Raw genomic sequence first — 16027 nt, forward strand, 5'->3', positions numbered from 1 at the left:
TGATGACAGTTCGCCTGCGCGGTCATCATCTTCTTTGTATGCTGACCTATATCGGCAAGGGCTACAGCCCGGCTTTCGTGGAAAATTACGACGCGATTGCCGGGAATTTGTCGAATGGAGAAGACATCGAGATCGTCGATGGTCCAGACGACATCTGCCAGCCGCTGCTCTGTGAAAGTGATTGCCACTGTTTTAATGCAAGCGTAGCTGTTCGGGACAGATTGGCTATGGAAGCCATATCGAGGCTGTTTGACCTGGTGATCTCGGCTGGATCACGATTGTCGCTCGATGCCATGCAGCTTGGCCGGATGCGGGCCGCTTTTGCCGATGGCAGCATCCGCAAAGCGTGCAAATCTTGCGAATGGTCAGAGCTTTGTACCCGCATCGCCGTCAAAGACGATTATGCGGGCGTTCAGATAAATTTATAAAGGCCTATCGCCAGAATGCAGGGATAGTTTCTTCCAGTCGTGCGCCAATTCGCAAAGGCGCAGCCTTTTCAGCAAGGCCGGTACGATCAGAAATCTCGATCCCCACGCCACAAATGGTTGCCGGACCGCTGGCAGCCTCAAAGCGACCCTTTGGCACTTTCGACAGGAAGCGGTTCAAAGGCTCTTCCTTGTCCATTCCAAGCGAAGAATCATAGTCACCGCACATGCCGGCATCCGACATATAGGCTGTGCCATTGCGCAAAATCTGGCAATCGGCGGTCGGCACATGCGTATGCGTTCCCACGACAGCACTGGCGCGACCATCGACAAAATGGCCAAAGCACTGCTTTTCGCTGGTAGCTTCCGCATGGAAATCGAAGAACACGGCATCTGCCTGCTCGCCAAGCGGGCAAGCTTCGAGAATTTTCTCGGCCGCAATGAACGGGTCATCCAGATCCGGATGCATGAACACGCGTCCCATCACATTGGATACCAGCACGCGGGCACCATTCTTGGCGATGTAAAGCCCCTCGCCCTTGCCCGCCGTGCCTTTCGGAAAATTTGCAGGACGCAGGAAACGGTCTTCGCGCTTGGAGAAATCCAGCGCCTCGCGTTGATCCCATACGTGATTGCCGGTTGTCACCACATCCGCGCCCGCGCGGATTGTGTCGTGAAAAATCTCTTCGGTAATACCAAAGCCGCCAGCGGCGTTCTCGCCGTTGACGATCACGAAATCCAGCTTGAGATCGGAAATCAGCCCCGGCAGCTTTTCATAAACCGCCGTGCGCCCCGACCGGCCCACCATGTCACCAAGAAAAAGTAATCTCATAAATGCGTCTTTATCAGCCCTGATCGAATAAGTGCAAGCCGGTCTCGGTCAGTATCTGGTGAAGAGCAATGTCGTGCGGCTCATTGGGCACATGTGGCACTTCCTGACAATCAAATGCCATGCCGATCAACAGCGGCTCCAGACCGCGCCCGGCAAAGCGTGCCAGCGCCCGATCATAATGACCAGCACCATAACCCAGACGATGACCGCGCTTGTCGAAACCGGCAAGCGGCATAAACAGGATGGCAGGATCAACCAGCGGTGCGGTCTTGTCCGGCCCCATCGTGCCGAACCCCGTCTGAACCAGCTCCGCATCCGGTAGAAATTCACGAAATGCGATTGTTTCCTTATCGAGAACCACCGGCAGACACAGACGCGCACCCTTGTCGCGCATGGCTGACAGAAGCGGACGTGGATCAATCTCCGAGCGGATCGGCCAATAGCCTGCGACCATCGTTTCCTTGGGAATCAATATCGCGGTTTCAGCCTTTTTTGCTGCAGCCAGTGACGCCTCGAACCGAAAGCGCGGATCAAGTGCATCGCGCCGCGAAAGCACCTCTCGCCTCAATGCCTGCTTGTCGTCGCCTCGCGGCTGTCCTTTGTCATTCATCAAACGCCTCCACCAATTGCTGCTAGTGGACCCGGAATGGCGGCATCCGTCAAGAAGCAGCTGCAATCCGTTGCGAACGATCACGAATGACTTTCAGCACAACGCCATGGAAATCATTCAGGAAAACCTTGCCCCACAGATCGCAGTAGAAATTGATCGGCGTTGCAATCCGGTAGCGTGTGGTGAGCGTGAGACGTGTATGACCATTTGGCAGCGCTTCGAGGTGATAATCACCATTCGTGAGCTTCAGGTAAGAGCTATCCACATTGATATGGGCTTCGACGGCCGCGGGGATGGAATCGGTGCCAAACCGAAAATCCCAGGCCAGCAGCCGGTTTTCTTCCCAGCGTGTCACAATCTCCTGAAATTTGACGCCGCGTGTCCATTCAAGCTGGCGTACAGCGCCGACACCCTCGCCCTCAAGGCGTGCATCGACGGGCTGTGGCACACCGACAATCCCGTGACTGAATGTCCATGACAGTTCATCCGGACGAACATGGCGGATTTCTGCGGTCTGCTGCCAGACGACTTCAGGCGAGGCTGCAATATCAATAACGGTCGTAACCGCTCCTTCATGCGGCTCATATTGCAGCAGCGGTTCAAACGGATAGAACATCAATGGCAGTGCGATCACCAGCATTGTGGAGCGTGGCGTGCGGAAACGGCGGATCAGCGAAAGCGTCAGCCAGGAGCCCACTGCGGAGAAAACGCCGAAAAACGGCGCAGCCATGATCACGCAGATGCCGCCCTCCCGGAACAAAGCCATGCTCACAACAATGAGACCGCCGATAATCATCCAGCTCATTCTCACATGGCGCCAGAGACCCTTTTCGGCGCGCGGGTCGCTTAGGCTCGAAGCAAGGCTCGATATCGCCATAGGCAAAAGCATAAGCCCCGCGATAAACGGCATCCATTCCCGTGCCGAGTTCACCCAGATAAGGACATAGAGCGTAAGCCCGTAAGCCACAGCCACTGGAACTGCGACACGTAAACGTTCGGAAAAGCCAGGAGAATTCGGGGGAGAGGATGTCATTTAAAACGCACATATCTTTGAAGGATAAGGCGTTTTAGAACATTTTTGTCTTAAATAACAAATAGCTTTGCTTAGTTTATAGCAAGAGCTTGAAAAGTGGCGACCACGACGACCGATGGTAGTGTTTGATCCCGGGAACCTACAACGTAGGTGGGCGCCATATGCGAAAGCCCACAGGCCTTCACAGGGACAGCTCCCTTAGAGATCAATAAGGCCCCGGGGATGCTGTTACACCTGTCGGGAAGCGCAGTACGCCGAGAACCTATATAGGCGCAGTCAGACCTTAGCGCCAGAGGCGTCAGCCCGAGATACAGAAATCTTTTCGTAGATCAGACAGCGCCCGGACGGGGAGCAATACGCTTTGCAATCTGCTCAATGCGTTCGGCCAAATCAGAAAGCACACCAGTAAGGGCAGCGTCATTCTGATCGGCACTGGTCAGCGCTTCGTCGCGAGAGCGGCGCAGGGTCTCGATCTCGTTTTCATGGCCCTTGATGCGCTTTTGCGTTTCCGCAAGCTCATCCATCACCATGATACCGGCCATCACTGTGAGGCGCAGATCGCCTATTTCGCCGAAAGATGATTTGAGATGGGTGACATATTGGTCAAAGCGATCGGCAAGCCCGGAAAGATGTTCTTCCTGCCCTTCGTCGCAAGCCATGCGATATGCTTTGCCATCAATGGTAACGGTTACAGTCGCCATAGATCCCTTCTCCTATCGATCCAGCACGGCGCGAATGGTTTCCATCGCCGTCACCAGACGTCGCGAAACTTCGCGGTTTGCGGCTTCAAGCCGCTCGGCACGGGCTTCTGACTGGTCGAGTTCCTGGGCTAGACGGCTGCGGTCAGCATTCATGCGCTGTACCTCTTCCTCGGCTTCGGCGAAATCGCCTTCCTTGTCCAGCCGCAGGTCCACCGCTTGTTCAAGCGTACTGAGTGCCTTTTCCAGCCGTTCGAGGACCTGCCTGAGGGTCGTTTCGGGTGCCATCCATATCCTTTCCAATGCCAGATCACAGACATCGAATCGCGCCTGCCGGACGGGCATCTTTGAAAAGACTGTAATAATCGACCGCCCGATAAGCAACAAATGACGAGCCAGACTGGCCGTTCATGCACCGTTATCAGCGCAAAAAAGGCTTTTCAGTGATTGTCAGCCCACAAATTGCCCGCATTACCCAATCAATCGCAGACTGTTTATTGCCGATAAGCCATCGTTTTGTTGACTCCTCGGTAGCAGGTGCTATGTGTCCCAAAGCCTTCTGTCGCGCGAGCATCTACAGAATTTAATCGGTTTAAATTGATTAAATCGTTTAGTATAAGGAGCTCGTGCTTCAGTCCCGAGGCATCGCCGCAACCCCGTTAAAACCACTCTGGAAAGACGGCTGAGACAATGACGAATTCCGACAAGCAAAACCAGCTGGCCAACGCCATCCGCTTTCTCTCGATCGATGCGGTCGAGAAGGCTAATTCAGGCCACCCAGGCCTGCCTATGGGCGCAGCCGACATAGCAACGACTCTTTACACCCGTTTCCTGTCGCACGACCCGCAGAATCCGCATTGGCCGGATCGCGACCGTTTCGTGCTTTCTGCAGGTCACGGCTCGATGCTTCTTTATTCGCTGCTCTTCCTCTCGGGCTACGAAGACATCACCCTTGATGAAATCAAGAATTTCCGCCAGCTCGGCGCACGCACCGCAGGTCATCCTGAATACGGTCATGCCGCTGGCATCGAAACCACAACTGGTCCGCTTGGACAGGGCATTGCCAATGCTGTTGGCATGGCGCTTTCCGAACGCGTTCTGAATGCACAGTTCGGCGACAGTCTCGTTGACCACTACACCTATGCGATCGTTGGTGACGGCTGCCTCATGGAAGGCATCAGCCAGGAAGCCCTGTCGCTGGCAGGTCACCTGAAGCTCAATAAGCTGATCGTTCTTTGGGATGACAACAACATCTCGATCGACGGCCCGATCTCGCTGTCCGACAACACCGATCAGCCTGCACGTTTCGCCGCTTCCGGCTGGAACACGCTTGCTGTTGACGGTCATGATCAGGACGCGATTGCCAAGGCAATTGAACTTGCCAAGGTTTCGGACAAGCCAACCTTCATCGCCTGCAAGACCACCATTGGTTTTGGTTCGCCAAACCGCGCTGGCACCAACAAAGTCCACGGCTCGCCACTGGGTGCAGAAGAAATCGCTGCAACGCGCAAGGCACTCGGCTGGACTTCTGAACCTTTCGTCGTTCCTGCTGAAGTTCTCGACGCATGGCGCGTTGCTGGCCTCAATGCTGCGAAGAAGCGTCTGGAATGGGAAAAGCGTCTTGCTGCGGCTAACGCAGAAACCCGCGCTGAATTCGAACGTCGTATGCGTGGCGACCTGCCTGCAAACTTCGATGACGCGATCAACGAATACAAGAAGAAGCTTTCCGCAGAAAAGCCAAAGGTTGCGACCCGTAAGTCGTCCGAAATGGCTCTGGAAGTGATCAACGGCGTTGTGCCTGAAACCCTGGGCGGCTCCGCCGACCTCACCGGTTCCAACAACACCAAGACCAGCCAGACCAAGGCTGTTACGCCGGAAAACTACGGTGGTCGTTACATCCACTACGGTATCCGCGAACACGGCATGGCTGCTGCCATGAACGGCATCACGCTGCATGGCGGTCTGATCCCTTACTCGGGCACTTTCATGTGCTTCTCGGATTATTGCCGTCCGGCCATGCGTCTGTCGTCGCTGATGGGCATCCGCGTTGTTTACGTCATGACCCATGATTCGATTGGCCTTGGCGAAGACGGCCCAACCCACCAGCCGGTTGAGCATCTTGCAGCTCTGCGCGCCATTCCAAACCACAATGTCTTCCGTCCGGCAGACGCTGTGGAAGTTGCAGAATGCTGGCAGATTGCACTGCATTCGAAGGGCACTCCTTCGACGCTCGCTCTGACCCGTCAGAACCTGCCAGTTGTGCGTACCGAACATCGCGAAGAAAACCTCTCCGCATTCGGCGCATACGAACTGGCCGCAGCAAATGGCGATGCAAAGGTTTCGATCTTCGCAACTGGTTCGGAAGTTGAAATCGCGCTCAAGGCTCGCGACCTTCTCGAAGCCAAGGGCATTGCAACCCGCGTTGTTTCGGTTCCATGCTTTGAACTCTTCGAAGAGCAGAGCGATGCTTACAAGCAGGCAACGCTCGGCGATGCTTCCGTTAAGGTCGCAATCGAAGCTGGTCTTTCGATGGGCTGGGAACGCTTCATCGGCGAAAACGGCGTGTTTATCGGCATGAAGGGCTTCGGCGCTTCGGGCGAGATCAACGATCTCTACAAGCATTTCGGCATCACTGCTGAACATGCTGCTGAAGCTGCGGAAAAGAAACTCAACGCCGCCGCATAATAATCAAACGCCGGCGTTAAACACGCCGGCGTTTACCTTTCCAGTTGTGGGCGTTCCCAAACGCGTTCAACTGTTTTATCAAGCCACTGCATATGCAGAACCCTTTCGGGAGATTTAGAGAAAATGGCAGTTCGCGTCGCAATTAACGGTTTTGGCCGCATCGGCCGTAATGTCCTCCGCGCTATCGTCGAGTCGGGCCGCACCGACATTCAGGTCGTTGCGATCAATGATCTCGGCCCAGTGGAAACAAACGCGCATCTTCTGCGCTATGACAGCGTTCATGGTCGTTTTCCAAAGGAAGTGAAAGTCGCTGGCGACACCATCGACGTCGGCTACGGACCGATCAAGGTTCACGCTGTTCGCAACCCGGCTGAACTGCCGTGGAAGGAAGAAGGCGTCGATATCGCTCTGGAATGCACCGGCATCTTCACCGCACGCGACAAGGCAGCTCTTCATCTTGAAGCTGGCGCAAAGCGCGTTATCGTTTCGGCCCCTGCCGATGGCGCTGACCTTACCGTTGTCTATGGCGTCAACCACGACAAGCTGACGAAGGACCATCAGGTCATTTCCAACGCTTCTTGCACCACCAACTGCCTTGCGCCAGTGGCTCAGGTTCTCAACGATGCAATCGGCATCGAAAAGGGCTTCATGACCACGATCCACTCCTACACGGGCGACCAGCCGACGCTGGACACCATGCACAAGGATCTCTACCGCGCACGCGCAGCAGCTCTTTCCATGATCCCGACTTCGACGGGTGCTGCAAAGGCTGTTGGTCTGGTTCTGCCAGAACTCAAGGGCAAGCTCGACGGCGTCGCAATCCGCGTTCCAACCCCGAACGTATCGGTTGTTGACCTGACCTTCGTTGCCAAGCGCTCGACCACTGTTGAAGAAATCAACAATGCGATCCGCGAAGCTGCCAATGGCCGCCTCAAGGGCATCCTCGGCTACACCGATGAGCCGCTCGTTTCGCACGACTTCAACCACGATTCGCATTCGTCGATCTTCCACACCGACCAGACCAAGGTCATGGACGGCACCATGGTGCGCATCCTGTCGTGGTACGACAATGAATGGGGCTTCTCGAGCCGCATGAGCGACACTGCAGTCGCTTTCGGCAAGCTGATCTAAGCAGCTTCAATGTTTCGCTCCCTTCTCCCCACCGTTGCGCGCTGGCGTTCGCTGGAAGGAGAAGGGCTCGAACATCTCAATATCACGCCCGCCGGTAACACTTTCAACGCCACTGGCGTTATCATCGGCGAGCGTGGCGATGTTCCCTACGGTGTACGTTATAGCATCGATTGCGCGAGCGACTGGCGCGTATTCCATTTCCTCATCGAAACGACATCCGGCTTAATGCTCGAACTCAAATCCGATGGAAATGGGCACTGGACGACCATGGCCGGAGACGCATTACCTGAGTTTGATGGTTGCATGGACATTGATCTGGCAGGGACACCCTTCACCAATAGCCTGCCGATCCGCCGTCTGGGTCTGACGCCCGAAAGCGGCACGGTACAGCTCGACATGCTTTATGTACCGTTCAATAGTTTCCGCCCGCTGCGAGACAGCCAACGATATACTTGTCTTAAGGAAGGCAAGCTTTACCGTTACACTGCCGCTGATCGCACGTTCACCGCTGAATTGCCTGTCGATGAAGACGGGCTTGTCACTGATTACCCAACCCTGTTCCAGCGCCTGCCTGTCTGAAAGACGAAAACCTGCAGGCCGCCGGAAAAAGCCCCGGGAGAAATATCATGAGTTTCCGTACCCTCGATGATGCCGACGTCAAATCCAAGCGCGTTCTGGTTCGTGTTGATCTCAACGTGCCGATGGCAAACGGCGAAGTAACCGACCTCACCCGTATCGAACGTATTGTTCCAACCATTGCGGAACTGTCGAAAAAGGGTGCCAAGGTCATCCTGCTCGCTCATTTCGGTCGTCCAAAAGGCGTTGCGTCCGATGAAAACTCGTTGAAGCATGTCGTAAAGCCGCTTTCGAAAGTGCTCGGCCATGGCGTACATTTCGCTGAAGACAGCATTGGCGACAAGGCGAAGGCGGCAGTTGATGCGCTGAAAGACGGCGACGTTCTGCTTCTCGAAAACACGCGCTTCCACAAGGGCGAAGAAAAGAACGATCCGGAATTCGTGGCAGCACTCGCAGCCAATGGCGACATCTATGTCAATGACGCCTTCTCGGCGGCACACCGCGCGCACGCTTCGACTGAAGGTCTGGCGCATGTGCTGCCAGCCTATGCAGGCCGCGCCATGCAGGCAGAACTTGAAGCGCTTGAAAAGGGCCTCGGACAGCCAGCCCGTCCCGTTGTGGCAATCGTTGGCGGCGCCAAGGTTTCGACCAAGCTCGACCTCCTGTCGAACCTGATCGAAAAGGTCGATGCACTGGTGATCGGCGGCGGCATGGCCAACACTTTCCTCGCAGCCCAGGGCCACGATGTCGGCAAGTCGCTTTGCGAGCATGATCTTGCCCATACCGCACGCGAAATAATGGCCAAGGCTGAAAAGACCAAATGCGCCATCATCCTGCCGGTTGATGCGGTCGTGGGCTGGCACTTTGCTGCCGATACACCAAACCAGACCTATGGCGTGGAATCGGTGCCAAGCGACGGCATGATTCTCGACGCAGGCGCGCTTTCGACTGACCTGATTGCATCGGCCATCGATGATGCCGCAACACTCGTCTGGAACGGCCCGCTCGGCGCATTTGAGCTGCGTCCGTTCGATACAGCAACCGTCAAGACCGCCAAGCATGTTGCCGCCCGCACCAAGGCTGGCAAGTTGGTATCGGTCGGCGGCGGCGGCGACACCGTTGCAGCGCTTAACCATGCAGGTGTTGCAGACGACTTCACCTATATCTCGACCGCTGGCGGCGCTTTCCTTGAATGGATGGAAGGCAAACCACTTCCCGGCGTTGACGTGCTGAAGAAGTAAGAAAACAAAAAAGCCCGGGGGTTTCCTCCGGGCTTTTGCTTTATGATTTCGGTGTCAGCTTCAGAAGACGCCCGGGATTGTCATCCTCGATCACCCAGATTGCACCATCTGGCCCGACTGCTACGTCACGGATACGATTTTCCATCGCAAAACGTTCGGCTTCATTCGGCTGACCATCGCTGTTGATCGTCACACGGATCAGCGCCATCGACGAAAGGCCGGCGATCAGCGCAGAACCATTCCAGTCGGCAAACATCTTGCCCTTGTAGAATGCCAGGCCGCCCGGCGAGATCACCGGCGTCCAGAACAGCATAGGCGCTTCAAACTCAGGGCGTGTGCTGTGGCGCGGGATCGGACGGCCACTATAATTGTCGCCATTGGAAACAACCGGCCAGCCGTAATTGAGACCCGGCTTGATGAGATTGAACTCATCACCGCCGCGCGGTCCCATTTCATGCTCCCACAGCTTGCCGTCCTGCGCGAATGCCAGACCATAGGGATTGCGATGCCCCGTCGTCCAGGTCAGCGCTTTGATGCCACCTTCCTCAGCCTTGGGATTGTCCTTTGGGGTCGAACCATCGAGGTTCATACGCAGGATCTTGCCCATCGGCGCATTGTCATCCTGTGCGGTTGCGGGCGACATGCGATCGCCAACCGACAGGAACAAATGCTTCTTATCAGGCGCAAACGCGATCTTGCCACCGGGTTGCCCGCCCTTGGCAGGTGTCGCCTGCTGCCAGATTGCCTTGAGATTCTTAAGCTCAGCCTTGCCCTTGCTTTCAGACAGCGTTGCACGCGCCAATATGAGCGCGCCGCCACCATTTTCCGGCATGACATAGGTGAAATAGATCGCCTTGCTCTTGGTAAAATCAGGCGCAGGAACAACATCCAGCAGACCGTTCTGGCCGCTGAACAAAACCTCCGGCACGCCTGCAACTTCCGTCTTCTCACCCTTTTCGGTTACGACGAAAATCTTGCCGCCCTTCTCGGTGAGGATCAGTTTGCCGCCCGGCAGAAATGCAATCGCCCATGGTGTGTCAAATTCCGCCACCGCTGCCACATTGAAAGGCAATTCAGTGGTGGCTTCCCTGCTTCCTGCATTGATGCTCTCCGCAAAGGCGGTCTGAGCCGGAAGGGCGATCATCGATGCAGCCAGAATGAACGGCAGGCTTAGTAGGGCACTTCGCATCTCTCCTCCTTATAATTGATATCCTTTAGATGGGATTCTCAGGCGTCATGTCAAAACCAAATGGGGTTGAAATCGCATATTCGTCTGTCGAATCTGGAATATTCATTCTGCACGCCAATTAGAGCAGAGTTCTGACAGCCGGTAAGAAAACTTGTCCCGGCTAAATCGTTTGAAAAAATTTCAATCGTTTCAACCACTTGTGCTGCCATTTTGTTGGCCTAACTCTTCTGCTATCGAAAATGAATATGTGTCTTGAGAGCGGCTGAGGCTCTTTGCCCAGCTTCCCAATATTGCACCCTCGCGGGGCCTTTAGGAGCTAACACATGACCGAACGTCTTGAAGATATTGCAATTGCACTCGTCGCAAGCGGCAAAGGAATTCTGGCTGCGGACGAAAGCTCCGGCACCATTGCAAAGCGTTTTGAAAGCATCGGCCTCGCCTCGACCGAGGATTCACGCCGCGATTATCGCGAAATGCTGTTCCGCTCTGACGAAGCGATGAAGAACTACATTTCCGGCGTCATTCTTTACGATGAAACCATCCGCCAGAAAGCCAAGGACGGCACGCCGCTTGTCGATCTCATTCGCAAGTCAGGTGCGGTGCCGGGCATCAAGGTAGATGCCGGTGCCAAGCCACTTGCAGGTTTTGAGGGTGAAACAATCACCGAAGGTCTCGACGGTCTGCGTGATCGCCTCAACGAGTATTATGGTTTCGGTGCCCGCTTTGCGAAATGGCGTGCCGTAATCTCGATTTCTGATGGGCTTCCAACATGGGGAGCGGTCAAGCAAAACGCGCAGGCCCTCGCCCGTTACGCAGCACTCTGCCAGGAAGCAGGCATTGTGCCGATCGTTGAGCCGGAAGTGCTGATGGATGGCAAGCCGGGCGATCATTCCATCGACCGTTGCTACGAAGTCACCGAATGGGTGCTCAAGACCGTCTTCACCGAGCTTTACGACGCGCGCGTCAGGCTTGAAGGCATGATCCTGAAGCCGAACATGGTTATCGACGGCAAGAAGGCGCGCAAAGCCTCTGTCGAAGAAGTGGCCGAAAAGACTGTTCGCTGCTTCCGCAACACTGTCCCTGCCGCGGTGCCGGGCATTGCCTTCCTTTCCGGAGGTCAGACCGGCGAAGAAGCAACCGCGCATTTGTCGGCAATGAATGCCAGCTTCGATATGCCGTGGAAGATGACCTTCTCCTATGGCCGCGCGCTGCAGGCAGCCTCTCTGGAAGCCTGGGGCGGTAAGGATGAGAATGTTGCCGCTGGCCAGCGTGCCTTTGCGCATCGCGCCAAGATGAACGGCCTTGCTGCAACTGGCGGCTGGAAGAAAGACCTCGAACAAGCAGCCTGAACGATGCCGCATGATAAAAGGCCCGGTTTAGCGCATGATCCGACCGGGCTTTTTAGTTCTCAGTGAAATGAAAACCGACCGCCATCGCCATGGCAAAGATCGCAAACGCCGCGATCTTCCAAAAATCGCCACGCTTCTTCAAACCCGGCCAGCCAAGTGGCTTGATGATGTGCAAGCCCATCAGGGCCATAAGCAGCACAGGCAGGACTTTGAACACAAAACACCTCTCACGCACCCTTTTGGCCCAGCAATCAGCATCCTGCAAGCCTCATCAATTTATGCTGTGGTTGTGATACACTTATTCATCTTAAGTTTCATGGACGAAGCTTTGATCTTGGGCGTAGACTTACCCCCGGAGGAGATGAAAAGCGCGTGGAGGAGACCAGGCTAATCAGCCCTGTCTTGCGCTTTCATCCAGCGTGTTCGAGCATTTCCAGCAAAAGTGGGAACCGGTTTTGCGTCTGGAAATGCTTAAAAACAAATAGATAGAGCGGTTTCAGTGACTCAGCATTAGCTAAAACCACTCTATCACGATGCTTAATCGGATCATCTGATCCGATTAAGCGCGTGCTTCTGGGAGGAACAGCATGACATCAAAATATGCCGAAACCTATGCCGCATGGCAGCAAGACCCTGAAGGCTTCTGGGCCGAAGCAGCCGGGGCCATAGACTGGTTCAAGCCATGGGATCAGGTTTTTGCGAGCGATGAAGGGGTTTATGGTCGCTGGTTTAAAGGTGCTGAATGCAACACCTGTTACAATGCACTCGACCGCCATGTTGCCAATGGGCGCGGCGATCAGGTTGCGCTCATTTACGAAAGCCCTGTAACAGGCTCTGTACGCAAATTCACCTATCGTGAATTGCTTGAAGAGGTGGAAGCCCTCTCGGCAGTCATGCTCGACAATGGTGTAAGCAAAGGCGACCGCGTTCTTATCTATATGCCCATGGTGCCGGAAGCTGCTGTCGCCATGCTTGCCGCAGCGCGCATTGGCGCGGTGCATTCGGTGGTGTTTGGCGGTTTTGCCGCCAATGAACTTGCAACGCGTATAGATGATGCAAAACCCGTGATGATTATTGCCGGTTCATGCGGCATCGAACCAACCCGCGTTGTGCCCTATCAGGCAATGCTCGACAAGGCGATTGCCACTGCCCGCCACACGGTCAGGCACTGCATTATCCTGCAACGCGAGCAGCATCCGCATAAGCCGGTTGAAGGCCGCGATATCGACTATCGTACCGCTGTGGATGCGGCGCGCGGCCGTCATGTCCCTTGCACGCCCGTTGCTGCCACCGATCCGCTTTATGTGCTTTACACATCGGGTACTACCGGTGAACCCAAAGGTGTCGTGCGCGACAATGGCGGGCATATGGTGGCTCTTGCATGGTCGCTGAAGCATGTGTTCGGCATCGAGCCGGGACAGGTGTTTTGGGCGGCATCCGATGTCGGCTGGGTGGTCGGCCATTCCTATATTGTCTATGCTCCGCTCATTGCCGGTGCCACCAGCATCCTCTTTGAGGGCAAACCCGTCGGTACGCCCGATGCAGGCAGCTATTGGCGCATCATCGCCGAGCACGGTGTGGAAGTGATGTTCACAGCCCCCACTGCCCTGCGTGCGATCAAGAAAGAAGATGCCGACGGCAATTTCGTGCGCCGATACGATCTTTCAAAATTCCGCGCGCTTTATCTGGCGGGCGAACGTGCCGATCCCGACACGATCCACTGGGCGGAAAATCTGCTCGGTTGTCCTGTGATCGATCATTGGTGGCAAACCGAAAGCGGCTGGCCGATGGTCGCCAATCCGCTTGGCCTTGGACTGCTTGAAACCAAATACGGCTCGCCTGCCGTCTGTCTGCCCGGCTATGACATCCGCGTGCTCGACGATGCGGGCCATGAAGTCGAACGTGGCCAACTTGGAAATATCCTCATCAAGCTGCCATTGCCGCCCGGTTGTCTGCCGACCCTGTGGAACGCCGATGAGCGATTTCGCAAAGCCTATCTCAACGAATTTCCCGGCTATTATAAAACCGCCGATGCGGGCTACATGGATGAAGATGGCTATCTCTACATCATGAGCCGCACCGACGACATCATCAATGTCGCAGGACATCGTTTGTCGACGGGTGCCATGGAAGAGGTCCTTTCCAGCCATCCGGACGTTGCAGAATGTGCGGTGCTTGGCATTTCCGATTCCGTCAAGGGACAGGTGCCTTGCGGCTTTCTTGTGCTGAAGTCCAACATCGACCGTGATGCGTACGAGGTCGAAAAGGAATGCGTGAGCATGATTCGCGATGCCATCGGACCGGTCGCGGCTTTCCGGCTCGCCCTGACCGTCAAACGTCTGCCAAAAACCCGTTCCGGAAAGATACTGCGCTCAACAATCCAGAAAATCGCTGATGGTGAGGACTGGAAAATGCCCGCCACCATCGATGATCCGGTGATTCTCGATGAAATCAGCACAGTTCTGCGCGAGCGTCATATCGGCCTGGCCTTTGCCTGACCTTTTATTATCGCACATCTAGAACGCTTGACCGGCGCAAGCCGCCGGTCCACTCTCCGGCAAAAATCGGAGAATGATCGATGCAGTTAGAAGGCAAGGTGGCAATCGTCACGGGGGCTGCCCGCGGTATTGGCTATGCCATTGCCAAGCGCTTCCTGATGGATGGCGCAAGTGTCGTTTTGTCGGATGTCGATGGCGCAGGCGCCACAAAAGCAGTCAGGGATCTGGAGCAATATGGCCGGGTTCTCGCCATTGCCTGCGATGTAGGCGACAAACTCGATATTCATAATCTGCTGACCTATGCCACGACCAATCTTGGTGAGATTGACATCCTCGTCAACAATGCAGGCATCGTGCATCAGGCAGAGTTTCTCGACCTGAAAGAAGATGACTTCGACCGCGTGATGCGCGTCAACCTCAAGGGCGCTTTTCTTTGCGGTCAAGCCGTCGCAAAACGCATGGTTGCGCGCGTGGAAGCGGGTGGCGAGGCTGGCAGCATCATCAATATTTCGTCGATCAACGCGATATTCGGTCTGCCCAATCAGCTTGCCTATTCCGTGTCAAAGGGCGGCATGAACCAACTGACACGCACGATGGCGGTAGCACTCGCCAAATGGGGCATTCGCGTCAATGCAATCGGCCCTGGCTCAATCGACACTGACATGCTGTCTGCCGTGAACAACGATGCCGAGGCACGCAAAAAGATACTCGCGCGCACGCCATTGGGTAGAATCGGACAAGCATCTGAAATTGCAGCAATAGCCTCATTTCTCGCATCGCGTGATTCAAGCTATGTGACAGGCCAGACGATCTATGCCGATGGTGGACGCTTACCGCTGAGCTATACCGCAGAACCGCCTTTCAAGGCCTGATGAAATAGTTGCCGTTTGGGTATATCAGGAAGATAATAATTAACATTGCTCCTGACAGACAGCTGTCAGGAGGCCTGTGTCATAGTGCATTCTTACAGATGAGGGATTCACCATGGCACTCGCAATCGCACCACTGCTCGCAATTCTGAAAGAATATAAGCGCAGACAGGACGAACGTCGGCGCTTCGTGCGCACGCAGCGCGCATTCGACAACCTCCCAAGCGACCTGCGCAAGGATATGGGCTGGCCGGACCGTTATCTCGAACAGCGCCGTAACGCTGCCGATGAGAGGAAATAACACCATGGCGGAAACCAAAATGGTCGGCTTCGTCTTCGTTGAGGGCTTTGCTGATTGGGAATATGGGTTTTTATCGGCATCGGCACGCGAATGGTTCGGCGTAAACACCGTCTCACTTGCTCCTGCAGGTGCGGAAGTCCGTTCGCTCAGCGGCTTTCGGCTGACACCGGATCGCAGCACGGCACCGGAAGAAAACACTGATCTCGATGCTATTGCCGTCATCGGCTCCGATCTCTGGGCGACGCCGCAGGCTCCCGATCTGACTGCGCTCTTGCGCGCTATCGCACAAAGATGCGGTGTGGTTGGTGGCATTTGCGGCGCAACACTTGCACTGGCTCGCGCAGGCCTCTTCAATGGGGTCAATCACACCAGCAATGGCCGAGAATGGATCGCAGAACGCGCACCGCAATATGCGGGTGCCAGCCGCTATCAGGACGTGCCCGATGCTGTTGCGGATAAGCGCATCGTTTCGGCACCGGGCACAGCGCCCGGCACCTTCGCTGCCGCTTTTCTGGAAACACTGTTTCCAACCGAGCGGGAGCGTATTGGCGAAATGCGTGCGCTTTTCGCACGCGAATATACTTGAGATC

The 16027-nt window shown here is 55.5% G+C and carries 17 protein-coding genes and 1 other RNA gene; 10 read left to right on the top strand and 8 right to left on the bottom strand.

Annotated elements, in window-relative coordinates:
* Positions 1–2: 2 nt before the first annotated feature.
* Positions 3–428: a DUF1284 domain-containing protein gene (locus CEV34_RS04505; protein WP_007876636.1), complete on the top strand. Its 426-nt coding sequence runs from the start codon at positions 3–5 to the stop codon at positions 426–428.
* Positions 429–432: 4 nt separating this feature from the next.
* Here the strand turns inward: CEV34_RS04505 and CEV34_RS04510 are convergent, their stop codons facing one another.
* The 6 genes from CEV34_RS04510 to CEV34_RS04535 form a co-directional block, all read right to left on the bottom strand.
* On the bottom strand, positions 433–1257 hold the full coding sequence (locus CEV34_RS04510) for a TIGR00282 family metallophosphoesterase (protein ID WP_007876638.1): 825 nt from the start codon (positions 1255–1257) through the stop codon (positions 433–435).
* 13 nt (positions 1258–1270) lie between these two features.
* On the bottom strand, positions 1271–1867 hold the full coding sequence (locus tag CEV34_RS04515) for a 5-formyltetrahydrofolate cyclo-ligase (protein ID WP_007876640.1): 597 nt from the start codon (positions 1865–1867) through the stop codon (positions 1271–1273).
* 49 nt (positions 1868–1916) lie between these two features.
* Positions 1917–2900 carry an SRPBCC family protein gene (locus tag CEV34_RS04520; RefSeq protein ID WP_039860165.1) on the bottom strand — a complete coding sequence of 328 codons (984 nt, stop codon included), beginning with the start codon at positions 2898–2900 and terminating at the stop codon, positions 1917–1919.
* A gap of 97 nt (positions 2901–2997) precedes the next feature.
* Positions 2998–3156: non-coding RNA, 6S RNA (ssrS, locus tag CEV34_RS04525), on the bottom strand.
* Positions 3157–3229: 73 nt separating this feature from the next.
* Complete coding sequence (locus CEV34_RS04530; RefSeq protein WP_007876643.1) at positions 3230–3601, bottom strand: cell division protein ZapA; 372 nt, start codon at positions 3599–3601, stop codon at positions 3230–3232.
* 12 nt (positions 3602–3613) lie between these two features.
* The gene (locus CEV34_RS04535) at positions 3614–3886 is read right to left on the bottom strand and encodes a DUF4164 domain-containing protein (protein WP_007876644.1); all 273 of its coding nucleotides are present in this window, start codon (positions 3884–3886) and stop codon (positions 3614–3616) included.
* Between the two features lie 402 nt (positions 3887–4288).
* Here CEV34_RS04535 and tkt point away from each other — a divergent pair, with 402 nt between their 5' ends.
* From tkt to CEV34_RS04555, 4 genes are all read left to right on the top strand, one after another.
* The gene (gene tkt, locus CEV34_RS04540) at positions 4289–6283 is read left to right on the top strand and encodes a transketolase (RefSeq protein ID WP_007876645.1); all 1995 of its coding nucleotides are present in this window, start codon (positions 4289–4291) and stop codon (positions 6281–6283) included.
* Between the two features lie 123 nt (positions 6284–6406).
* A complete protein-coding gene (gap, locus tag CEV34_RS04545; protein ID WP_007876646.1) occupies positions 6407–7414 on the top strand; it encodes a type I glyceraldehyde-3-phosphate dehydrogenase in 1008 nt (335 codons plus the stop codon).
* 9 nt (positions 7415–7423) lie between these two features.
* Positions 7424–7993 (top strand): putative glycolipid-binding domain-containing protein, encoded by a 570-nt coding sequence (locus tag CEV34_RS04550; RefSeq protein ID WP_007876647.1) that lies wholly within the window; start codon positions 7424–7426, stop codon positions 7991–7993.
* 47 nt (positions 7994–8040) lie between these two features.
* A complete protein-coding gene (locus tag CEV34_RS04555; protein WP_007876648.1) occupies positions 8041–9231 on the top strand; it encodes a phosphoglycerate kinase in 1191 nt (396 codons plus the stop codon).
* A gap of 40 nt (positions 9232–9271) precedes the next feature.
* On the opposite strand, the gene CEV34_RS04560 is transcribed toward CEV34_RS04555, so the two are convergent.
* A complete protein-coding gene (locus CEV34_RS04560) occupies positions 9272–10420 on the bottom strand; it encodes a PQQ-dependent sugar dehydrogenase (protein ID WP_007876650.1) in 1149 nt (382 codons plus the stop codon).
* 323 nt (positions 10421–10743) lie between these two features.
* Here CEV34_RS04560 and CEV34_RS04565 point away from each other — a divergent pair, with 323 nt between their 5' ends.
* On the top strand, positions 10744–11769 hold the full coding sequence (locus CEV34_RS04565) for a class I fructose-bisphosphate aldolase (protein ID WP_007876653.1): 1026 nt from the start codon (positions 10744–10746) through the stop codon (positions 11767–11769).
* A 52-nt stretch (positions 11770–11821) separates the two neighbouring features.
* Here CEV34_RS04565 and CEV34_RS26950 read toward each other — a convergent pair whose 3' ends face one another.
* Positions 11822–11986, bottom strand: a complete 165-nt coding sequence (locus CEV34_RS26950) for a hypothetical protein (RefSeq protein ID WP_007876654.1) — start codon at positions 11984–11986, stop codon at positions 11822–11824.
* Positions 11987–12356: 370 nt separating this feature from the next.
* On the opposite strand from CEV34_RS26950, the gene CEV34_RS04570 reads away from it, so the two are divergent.
* The 4 genes from CEV34_RS04570 (at position 12357) to CEV34_RS04585 (ending at position 16023) form a co-directional block, all read left to right on the top strand.
* Positions 12357–14267, top strand: coding sequence for a propionyl-CoA synthetase (locus CEV34_RS04570; protein WP_094543318.1), 1911 nt, complete (start codon positions 12357–12359; stop codon positions 14265–14267).
* An 80-nt stretch (positions 14268–14347) separates the two neighbouring features.
* Entirely contained in the window at positions 14348–15139 is a 792-nt protein-coding gene (locus CEV34_RS04575; protein WP_007876673.1) for an SDR family NAD(P)-dependent oxidoreductase, read from the top strand.
* A gap of 112 nt (positions 15140–15251) precedes the next feature.
* Complete coding sequence (locus tag CEV34_RS04580; RefSeq protein ID WP_007876675.1) at positions 15252–15437, top strand: hypothetical protein; 186 nt, start codon at positions 15252–15254, stop codon at positions 15435–15437.
* A gap of 4 nt (positions 15438–15441) precedes the next feature.
* The gene (locus CEV34_RS04585; protein WP_007876677.1) at positions 15442–16023 is read left to right on the top strand and encodes a DJ-1/PfpI family protein; all 582 of its coding nucleotides are present in this window, start codon (positions 15442–15444) and stop codon (positions 16021–16023) included.
* The last annotated feature ends 4 nt before the right edge of the window (positions 16024–16027 follow it).

Origin of the sequence: Brucella pseudogrignonensis (genome assembly GCF_002252525.1) — a bacterium.
Taxonomy (GTDB): domain Bacteria; phylum Pseudomonadota; class Alphaproteobacteria; order Rhizobiales; family Rhizobiaceae; genus Brucella; species Brucella pseudogrignonensis.

Coding starts and splice junctions, on each gene's coding strand:
- CEV34_RS04505 (WP_007876636.1), top strand. CDS start 3: ATGACAGTTCGCCTGCGCGGTCATCATCTTCTTTGTATGCTGACCTAT.
- CEV34_RS04510 (WP_007876638.1), bottom strand. CDS start 1,257: ATGAGATTACTTTTTCTTGGTGACATGGTGGGCCGGTCGGGGCGCACG.
- CEV34_RS04515 (WP_007876640.1), bottom strand. CDS start 1,867: ATGAATGACAAAGGACAGCCGCGAGGCGACGACAAGCAGGCATTGAGG.
- CEV34_RS04520 (WP_039860165.1), bottom strand. CDS start 2,900: ATGACATCCTCTCCCCCGAATTCTCCTGGCTTTTCCGAACGTTTACGT.
- CEV34_RS04530 (WP_007876643.1), bottom strand. CDS start 3,601: ATGGCGACTGTAACCGTTACCATTGATGGCAAAGCATATCGCATGGCT.
- CEV34_RS04535 (WP_007876644.1), bottom strand. CDS start 3,886: ATGGCACCCGAAACGACCCTCAGGCAGGTCCTCGAACGGCTGGAAAAG.
- tkt (WP_007876645.1), top strand. CDS start 4,289: ATGACGAATTCCGACAAGCAAAACCAGCTGGCCAACGCCATCCGCTTT.
- gap (WP_007876646.1), top strand. CDS start 6,407: ATGGCAGTTCGCGTCGCAATTAACGGTTTTGGCCGCATCGGCCGTAAT.
- CEV34_RS04550 (WP_007876647.1), top strand. CDS start 7,424: ATGTTTCGCTCCCTTCTCCCCACCGTTGCGCGCTGGCGTTCGCTGGAA.
- CEV34_RS04555 (WP_007876648.1), top strand. CDS start 8,041: ATGAGTTTCCGTACCCTCGATGATGCCGACGTCAAATCCAAGCGCGTT.
- CEV34_RS04560 (WP_007876650.1), bottom strand. CDS start 10,420: ATGCGAAGTGCCCTACTAAGCCTGCCGTTCATTCTGGCTGCATCGATG.
- CEV34_RS04565 (WP_007876653.1), top strand. CDS start 10,744: ATGACCGAACGTCTTGAAGATATTGCAATTGCACTCGTCGCAAGCGGC.
- CEV34_RS04570 (WP_094543318.1), top strand. CDS start 12,357: ATGACATCAAAATATGCCGAAACCTATGCCGCATGGCAGCAAGACCCT.
- CEV34_RS04575 (WP_007876673.1), top strand. CDS start 14,348: ATGCAGTTAGAAGGCAAGGTGGCAATCGTCACGGGGGCTGCCCGCGGT.
- CEV34_RS04580 (WP_007876675.1), top strand. CDS start 15,252: ATGGCACTCGCAATCGCACCACTGCTCGCAATTCTGAAAGAATATAAG.
- CEV34_RS04585 (WP_007876677.1), top strand. CDS start 15,442: ATGGCGGAAACCAAAATGGTCGGCTTCGTCTTCGTTGAGGGCTTTGCT.